7 protein-coding genes and 2 pseudogenes are annotated in these 8410 nt (G+C 67.0%); all 9 read right to left on the bottom strand.

The genetic code is table 11. The annotated features are described in order from the left end of the window. Window positions 1-593, bottom strand: a pseudogene (locus tag A5659_RS23595) (histidine kinase); the annotation flags it as partial. 12 nt (window positions 594-605) lie between these two features. Then, window positions 606-1529: a potassium-transporting ATPase subunit C gene (locus tag A5659_RS23590; RefSeq protein WP_067184649.1), complete on the bottom strand. Its 924-nt coding sequence runs from the start codon at window positions 1527-1529 to the stop codon at window positions 606-608. Between the two features lies 1 nt (window position 1530). Continuing rightward, entirely contained in the window at window positions 1531-3684 is a 2154-nt protein-coding gene (kdpB, locus tag A5659_RS23585; protein ID WP_067184646.1) for a potassium-transporting ATPase subunit KdpB, read from the bottom strand. Further along, window positions 3684-5354 (bottom strand): potassium-transporting ATPase subunit KdpA, encoded by a 1671-nt coding sequence (kdpA, locus tag A5659_RS23580; protein WP_067184644.1) that lies wholly within the window; start codon window positions 5352-5354, stop codon window positions 3684-3686. The genes kdpB and kdpA overlap by 1 nt, the downstream gene beginning before the upstream one ends. Then, window positions 5355-5444 (bottom strand): potassium-transporting ATPase subunit F, encoded by a 90-nt coding sequence (locus tag A5659_RS23575; RefSeq protein WP_066871739.1) that lies wholly within the window; start codon window positions 5442-5444, stop codon window positions 5355-5357. Next, the gene (locus A5659_RS23570; protein ID WP_112631949.1) at window positions 5441-5524 is read right to left on the bottom strand and encodes a potassium ABC transporter ATPase; all 84 of its coding nucleotides are present in this window, start codon (window positions 5522-5524) and stop codon (window positions 5441-5443) included. Before A5659_RS23570 ends, A5659_RS23575 begins: the two co-directional genes overlap by 4 nt. A gap of 209 nt (window positions 5525-5733) precedes the next feature. Continuing rightward, window positions 5734-7266, bottom strand: coding sequence for a cell wall metabolism sensor histidine kinase WalK (locus A5659_RS23565; protein WP_067184642.1), 1533 nt, complete (start codon window positions 7264-7266; stop codon window positions 5734-5736). Continuing rightward, window positions 7263-8036, bottom strand: a complete 774-nt coding sequence (locus A5659_RS23560; RefSeq protein WP_067184639.1) for a response regulator transcription factor — start codon at window positions 8034-8036, stop codon at window positions 7263-7265. The genes A5659_RS23565 and A5659_RS23560 overlap by 4 nt, the downstream gene beginning before the upstream one ends. A 295-nt stretch (window positions 8037-8331) precedes the next feature. Further along, window positions 8332-8410: pseudogene (locus tag A5659_RS27400) on the bottom strand (type VII secretion protein EsxI); the annotation flags it as partial.

Genomic DNA, 8410 nt, shown 5'->3' with positions numbered 1-8410 from the left:
TCGATGCGATCGGGCGCGTAGACGTTGCCGTGAGACAGCCTGCGCCGCAACGCCTCCGGCGTGATGTCGATGAGCTCAACCTGGGAGGCCTGGCGCACGATGAAGTCCGGTATGGTCTCCTTCTGCTCGATGCCGGTGATCTGCGCGACGACGTCGTTGAGGCTTTCCAGGTGCTGGACGTTGACGGTGGAGATCACGGTGATGCCGGCGTCGAGCAGTTCCTCGACGTCCTGCCACCGCTTGGGGTTCTTGCTGCCCGGCGTATTGGTGTGCGCGAGCTCGTCGACCAGCACGACCTGGGGGTGTCGCGCCAACACGGCCGGCACGTCGAGTTCGGGGAAGCTGCCGCCGCGATATTCGACATGGCGTGGCGGGATCACCTCGATGCCCTCAAGCAGCTCAGCGGTTTTCGAGCGCCCGTGGGTTTCCACCACGCCCGCCACCAGATCGGTGCCGCGTTCCAGCCGCCGATGCGCTTCGCCCAGCATCGAGTACGTCTTACCCACGCCCGGAGCCGCACCGAGGTAGATGCGTAGCTCCCCGCGCTTGGGATGGTGGTCGCGGAGGCCGACGTCACTCACGTCAACCATCATCCCCCCTCGCCGCTAACTCGTGACCGGATACCGGTGGTCGAGTTGCAGATTAAGTTGCAGCACATTGACGCACGGTTCACCGAAGAACCCGAGTCCGCGCCCACTGCGGTTCTGCGCGACCACTGCACGGATCTGATCTGGGCTGACGTGGCGGACTTTGGCCACCCGCGCCACCTGCATCTCGGCGTAGGCGGGTGAGATGTTCGGGTCCAGGCCGCTGCCGCTGGCGGTCACCGCATCGGCCGGTACCGCCGGGACGGCCGGGGCGGCGCCGCGGATCGGCACGATCTGGCCGATCGAATAGTCGTCGCCGTACTTGGCGCATTCGACGCGCACACCCTGGTAGACGGTGAGGAACGGGGCGGCTGTCGATCCGCACGGCTCGTTGACGCTGACCACCCGGGTCGGGCGGATGACGTTGCCGCGCGCGTCCCGCGGGCCGATCACCGACAGCACCGCACCCACGCCGCCGCCCGTGCAGAACGGTCGCGACCCGTCGACCCCCTCCAGTTTGCCGACCGCGGCGCTGCGCGCGCATACCGTCGTCAACAGGCTCGGTTTGAAGCCCGCGTCCGACGCCGACTTTCCGGCCGCCAGTTGCGCCGGGTCGGCGGGCGTGTCGACGATGCTTTCCGGGCCCAGGTTGCTGCCGCCCGACGACGTCGGGTCATACCCGGTGCCGGCGGCCGACGGACGACTCTGGAAGTACTGCGGCAGCGCGTTGCTGCTGGAGTCGGTGAACGATTGGCCGATCAGTCTGCTGCCCACCGGCTTTCCGTTGGCGGTCAGAATCGACCCTTCTGCCTGGTCGCGCAGCCCGGGAAACTGCGCGATGACCCAGATGAACAGGGGATAGGCCAGGCCGGTGATCGCGGTCAGCACCAGCAGCGTGCGCAGTGCCGCCCAGTGCAGGCGGACGAAATTCGAGAACGTCATGTCAGGACATCCCTGGGATGAATTGGACGATCAGGTCGATCGCCTTGATTCCGATGAACGGGGCGACGATGCCGCCGAGGCCATAGACATAGAGGTTGCGGCTCAACAACTTTGACGCGCTGCTCGGCGTGTACCGCACGCCCCGCAGCGACAGTGGGATCAGCAGCACGATGATGATCGCGTTGAAGATGACCGCGGACAGGATGGCCGATTGCGGGCTGTGCAGCCGCATCACGTTCAGCAGATCCAGGCCGGGAAACAGTGCGACGAACATCGCCGGGATGATCGCGAAGTACTTCGCGATGTCGTTGGCGATCGAGAAGGTGGTCAGCGCGCCCCGGGTGATCAGCAGCTGCTTGCCGATCTCGACGATCTCGATGAGTTTGGTGGGATCGGAGTCCAGGTCCACCATGTTGCCGGCCTCTTTGGCGGCCGACGTGCCGGTGTTCATCGCCACCCCCACGTCGGCTTGAGCCAGCGCGGGTGCGTCGTTGGTGCCGTCGCCCGTCATCGCGACCAGCTTGCCGCCCTCCTGCTCGCGCTTGATCAGGTCGAGCTTGTCCTCGGGCGTGGCCTCGGCCAGGAAGTCGTCCACACCCGCTTCGTCGGCGATTGCCTTGGCCGTCAACGGGTTATCGCCGGTGATCATCACCGTCCGGATGCCCATCTTGCGCATCTCGTCGAACCGCTCGCGCATGCCCTGCTTGACGACGTCCTTGAGGTGGATGACCCCGAGCACTCTCGCCTCGCCGCCTCGACTTTCCCCGACGACCAGCGGTGTGCCGCCCCCGGCGGAGATGCCGTCGACGACCTGACCAAGCTGTGGGGGGACCTTGCCCCCTTGGGCGCGTACCCATTCCGCGACCGAGCTCGCTGCGCCCTTGCGCAACAGGTGATCCTCGAGGTCCACGCCCGACATCCGGGTGGTGGCCGAGAACGTCACCCATTGGGCCTGGGACAGCTCACCCGGTGTGCGCGCACGCAGCCCGAAGTGCTGCTTGGCGAACACGACAACCGAACGGCCCTCGGGTGTTTCGTCGGCCAGGCTGGACAGCTGCGCGGCGTCGGCCAGCTGCTCGGCAGAGACACCGTCGAGCGGGATGAAGGCCGCGGCCTGCCGGTTGCCCAGTGTGATGGTGCCCGTCTTGTCCAGCAGCAGGGTGTTGACGTCGCCGGCGGCCTCCACCGCCCGCCCGGACATGGCGAGCACGTTGCGCTGCACCAGCCGGTCCATGCCGGCGATGCCGATGGCCGACAGCAGCGCACCGATCGTCGTCGGGATCAGGCACACCAGCAGCGACACCATCACGATGCCGGTGACGCCGCTTGCGCCCAGCGCCTGGCCGTCCGGGACGCCCGGGTTGTTCGCCTTGGCGTAGATCGCCAACGGCTGCAGGGTCGCCACGGCGAAGACGAAGATGATCGTCAGCGCTGCCAGCAGGATGTTCAGCGCGATCTCGTTCGGCGTCTTCTGCCGGTTGGCGCCCTCGACGAGCGCGATCATCCGGTCGATGAAGCTCTCCCCGGGCTTCTGGGTGATCCGCACGACGATGCGGTCGCTGAGCACGGTGGTGCCGCCGGTGACCGCCGACCGGTCGCCGCCGGACTCGCGGATCACCGGGGCCGATTCGCCGGTGATGGCCGATTCGTCCACCGACGCAATGCCTTCCACCACGTCGCCGTCCCCGGGGATCACCTGTCCCGCCTCGACCACCACGACGTCGCCCTGCTGCAATTGCGGCGCGGCGACCGCTTCCTCGACCGCGGCCGCGCCGGGCGCCCAGTCCTTGAGGCGGCGGGCCAAGGTCTGGGTCTTGGCGCGGCGCAACGTCTCGGCCTGGGCCTTGCCGCGGCCTTCGGCCACCGCCTCGGCGAGATTGGCGAACAACACCGTGAGCCACAGCCAGATCACGGTCAGCCAGGCGAACCACGTCGGGTCGATGATCGCCAGCGCGGTGCTCCAGGCGGCGCCGATTTCGACGATCAGCATCACCGGGTTGCGCCACAGGGTGCGCGGGTCGAGCTTGCGCAGCGCATCCGGGGTGGACGTCCACAGCATCTTGGGGTCGAGCAGCCCGCCCTGCACCCGTTTCCTGCCAGTGGGCGCCGCCGGCTGGGTCTGCTGCTCGGCGGGGTGGATCGCGGTCGCGGTCATCAGTGGATTCCTTCGGCGAGAGGCCCGAGCGCGAGCATGGGCAGGAACGTCAGGGCAACGACAATCAACGTGACGCCGGCGACCATGCCCACGAATTGGGGTCGGTGGGTGGGCAGGGTCCCCGCGGAATCCGGTGTGCTGCCCTGCCTGGCCAGCGATCCCGCCAACGCCAGAACGAGCACGATGGGCAGAAACCGGCCGAACGCCATGGCCAGGCCGAGCGCCGTGTTGTACCAGTCGGTGTTGGCGCTCAGGCCCGCGAAGGCCGACCCGTTGTTGTTGGCCGCCGAGGTGAACGCGTAGAGGACCTCCGAAAGCCCGTGCGGCCCGCCGTTGAGCATGCCGGCCCGTTCGCCGGGCAGCGCCATCGCGATCGCGGTGCCGGTCAGCACGATCAACGGGGTGACCAGGAAATAGCTTGCGGCGAGCTTGATTTCGCGCGGGTTGATCTTCTTGCCGAGGTACTCCGGCGTGCGCCCGACCATCAGCCCGGCCACGAAGACGGTGATCACCGCCAGCATGAGGATGCCGTACAGGCCCGACCCGGTGCCGCCGGGGGCGACCTCGCCCAGCTGCATGTTGAACATCGCGATCATGCCGCCGAGGCTGGTCAGCGAGTCGTGGGTGGAGTCGACGGCGCCGGTGGAGGTCAGCGTGGTCGCGGCGGCGAACACCCCGGAATCGGTGACGCCGAAGCGCTGCTCGACCCCCTCCATCGCCGCGCCGATCGACGTCGGCACCGTGCCGTGGTGTTGCGCCTGGAACCACAGCATGAACGCCGTGCTGGTGGTGTAGAGCGTCGCCATCACGGCCGCAATCGCGAAGCCCTGCTTGGTGTTTCCCACCATGCGCCCGAAGGTGCGTGGCAGCGAGAAGCCGATCACCAGGATCAAAAAGATTTCCAGCCAGTTGGTCCACACCGTCGGGTTCTCGAACGGGTGCGCGGAGTTCGCGTTGTAGAAGCCGCCGCCGTTGGTGCCGAGCTCCTTGATGACCTCCTGGCTGGCCACCGGGCCGCCGGTGATGGTCTGCTGGGTGCCGTTGAGGGCGGTGACCACCTGGTCGTGCAGGTGGAAGTTCTGGATCGCCCCGCCGGCCACCAGCAGAATCGCGCTGAGGACGGCGATGGGCAGCAGGATGCGCAGCGTTCCGCGGACCAGGTCCACCCAGAAGTTGCCCAGCTCGCCGGTGCGTCTGCGGGCGAACCCGCGCACCAGCGCGACGGCCACGGCCATCCCGACGGCGGCCGACACGAAGTTCTGCACCGCCAGGCCGGCCATCTGCACCAGGTGGCCCTGGGTGGTTTCACCGGAGTAGGCCTGCCAGTTGGTGTTGCTGACGAAGCTGACCGCGGTGTTCCACGCCAGCGAGGGCGTCATCTTCGTGGCCGGATCGTGTAGGTGCAACGGCAACTTGTCCTGCACGAGCTGGAATCCGAACAGGAACAGGATGCTGACCGACGAGAACGCCAGCACGCTGCGCGCGTAGGCGCCCCACGTCTGCTCGGAGCGGGCGTCGACGCCGATCACTCGGTAGATCGCCCGTTCGACGTGGAGGTCTTTTTCCGACGTGTACACGCGAAACATGTAGTCGCCGAAGGGCACGTGCACCACCACCACCGCCGCCACGAGTACGACGAAGAACAGGACCCCGGCCGTTGTCGTGTTCACTTAGAACCGCTCCGGGAACAGCAGCGCGCCTCCGAGGTAGAGCGCGATGAGGATCGAAAGCACCAGGCCGACCGCGTTTTGGTAGTTCACAACCGCTCGACCAACTTCTGGGCCACGCCGAGTGCGGCGAACACCGCCACAGTCAGCACGACATACACCACCGCGCCCATCATTTCTCCGTCCCGTGCCTGCATACGAAAGGACCTCGACGAGCCAGCCACCGCGCGCCGGCCAAGTCAGCTCGAAACTAATTGGGGCACGCGGGCAACGGGCTTTGGGTTGACGCTTTCCTAACAGCGCCGCAGCGGCTCTTTACGTTTTCTTTACGGCCCGCCGACCCGGTAGATGCGCAGACAAAGGGCGAGTAGGGCCGGCTGAATTACCGGCTCGACGCGGGATGGGCCGGATCGTCCACCAACGGCAGCCGGACCCGGAAAACCGTGCAGCCCTCGGTGGATTCGGCCGTGACCGAACCATGATGGGCCTTGACGATCGAACTGACGATGGCCAGGCCCAAACCGTTGCCCGAGCCGTTGGATCTCGACTTGTCGGCCCGGACGAACCGCTCGAACAACCTGGGCAGCAGGTCCTCGTCGATACCCGGGCCGTCGTCGGTGACGGTTATTTCCGCAAACGGTGCGGGATCGTCACGGCGACAGGTGATTCCGGTCGTCACCGTCACCCCGGGCGGGGTGTGTACGCGGGCGTTGCTGAGCAGGTTGCTGACCAGCTGATGCAACCGGGCGTGATCGCCGCGCACCCACACCGGCTCCTCGGGCAGTTCCTTGACCCAGTGGTGCGTCAACGCGGCGACCCGCGCGTCGTTGACCGCATTGCTGACCACCTCGGCCAGGTCGACGTCTTCGGACTGCAGGTCTTGGCCTTCGCCCAGCCGGGACAGCAGGAGCAATTCGTCGACGAGCAAGGCCATCCGCCGTGCCTCGGACTCGATGCGGGCCAACGCGTATTCCGTGGTGGGCGGCAGCGCCGAACTGTCCTGGCGGGTGAGTTCGGCATAGCCCTGAATGGCGGCCAGCGGTGTGCGCAATTCGTGGCTGGCGTCGGTGATGAACTGGCGCATCCGCAGATCGGACTCGACCCGGTGCGCCAGCGCGCTATCGACGTTGTCCAACAAGCGATTCAACGTGTGCCCGACGATCCCGACCTCGTTTTGCGGGTTGGTGTCCTGCGGCGGGACGCGGACGCTGATCCGGTGGTCGTCGCCGGTGAGCGGCATGGCGGCGACATCGGCGGCGATCGCCGCCAGCCGGCGCAGCGGGCGCAGCGTGTAGCCCACCACCCACACGGTGAGCCCGGCGGTGATCACCAACGCGGTAGCGGTGAGCACGGTGGTGGTGAGTTGTTTGCGCGCGATGATGCGGTCGGCGAGGTTCTGCGACACCCCGACGACGAGGACGTCGGACCCGACGACGGTGCTGTCGACGCGATGCGGCCCGAGCCGGCCGAGGATCTCGGTGCGCGGCGGTCCATCGCCCCACGATTGCGCTTGCAGATCTTGGACGACGTCGGGCGGCGCGGGCCTCGGTTCGTCTTCGGAGAACACCGCCGACCCGATCACGGTGCCGTTGTGCAGCACGGCGATGAGGTTGCCCGGCGTCTGCCCGGTGAACTCCAGCATCGCCTGGGCGATCGGCGGGGTGCCGGGATGCGACGAAACGTGTTCGCCGTTCTGGTATTTCGTGTACTGATGGCTGAACGCGTCCAGGGACTCGGCGACGTCGGCATCGCTCATGATGTTGACATAGCCGCGCAGGCTCAGCACCGAGACGATGCCGACCGTCACCAGCACCACGCTGACCACGGCCAGCACACCGAGCAACAACTGGCGGCGCAGCGAGTGGGGAAACCACCGGGAATAGGCCCCGGAGGCGGTGCCCCGGTCTCGGGTCATTCCGCCGGCCGCAGCATGTACCCCACCCCGCGGACGGTATGAATCATCGGTTCGCGCCCGGAGTCGATCTTTTTTCGCAGGTAGGAGATGTAGAGATCGACGATGCTGGTGCGCCCGGCGAAGTCGTAATTCCAGACGCGGTCCAGGATCTCGGTGCGGCTCAGCGCGCGGCGGGGATTGCGCATGAGGAAACGCAGCAGTTCGAACTCGGTGGAGGACAGCGATATCTTGTCGCCGGCGCGGGTGACCTCCCGGCTGGCGCTGTCGACCTTGAGGTCGCCGACCTTGAGGGTTTCGGCGGTCGGCGTGGGTTGCTGGCCGGACCGGCGAAGCAGCCCGCGCAGCCGGGCGACCAGTTCCTCGAGGCTGAACGGCTTGGTCATGTAGTCGTCGGCGCCCGCGGTCAGACCGGTGACCCGGTCCATCACCGAGTCCCGCGCGGTGAGGAAGAGGGTGGGGGTGTAGGCGTCGGATTGGCGGACGCGTTCCAGGATCCGCAACCCGTCGACATCGGGAAGCATGATGTCGAGGACGAGGACGTCGGGGCTGACCCGGTCGAACTTGGCCATGGCCTCGCGCCCGTTGTGGGCGATGTCGACCACCCAGCCCTCGTAGTGCAGCGCCATCTTCACCAGGTTGGTCAGCGCCGGCTCGTCGTCGACCAGCAAAACCCTGACGGGGGATCCGTCGGCGCGGGAAATCCTGGGCAGCTGGCCCAGGATGGCTTGGCGTGGGCGCTGCGAACTGGAGTATTCCGACATCACGGTCATGTTCCTACATTGTGGCAAGGCACATACAGGATTGTCACGGAGTTCATAGAGTTCTCAAATGTGGCAAACCCTCCTCGGCCACGGTGTGAAGCCATTCTCCCGCCCCGATGCGGTGCGAACCCGGCTCCGCGCCGCGCCGGATCGGGTTGCGGCGCTTGCCGATTCCGGATTCCTCGGCGGCCGGATCACCGAGTCCATCCAGTGCCGTTGCGGCACGGGTGGATTGGGCTACCCGCATACGAAAACCGGGGCCGCACACCAGATCGGTGCGCGGCCCCGGCGTCGAGAGAAGGTGTCAGGCCCAGCTGGACCCAACGGCGCTGTCGGTGCTGGCCATGTTGCTGCCCGCGGACTGGACCTTCTGTCCGTGGGAG

The organism is Mycobacterium sp. 1165196.3 (assembly GCF_001673415.1).
GTDB classification, from domain to species: domain Bacteria; phylum Actinomycetota; class Actinomycetes; order Mycobacteriales; family Mycobacteriaceae; genus Mycobacterium; species Mycobacterium europaeum_A.
This window is presented reverse-complemented; position numbering and strand designations above follow the sequence as displayed.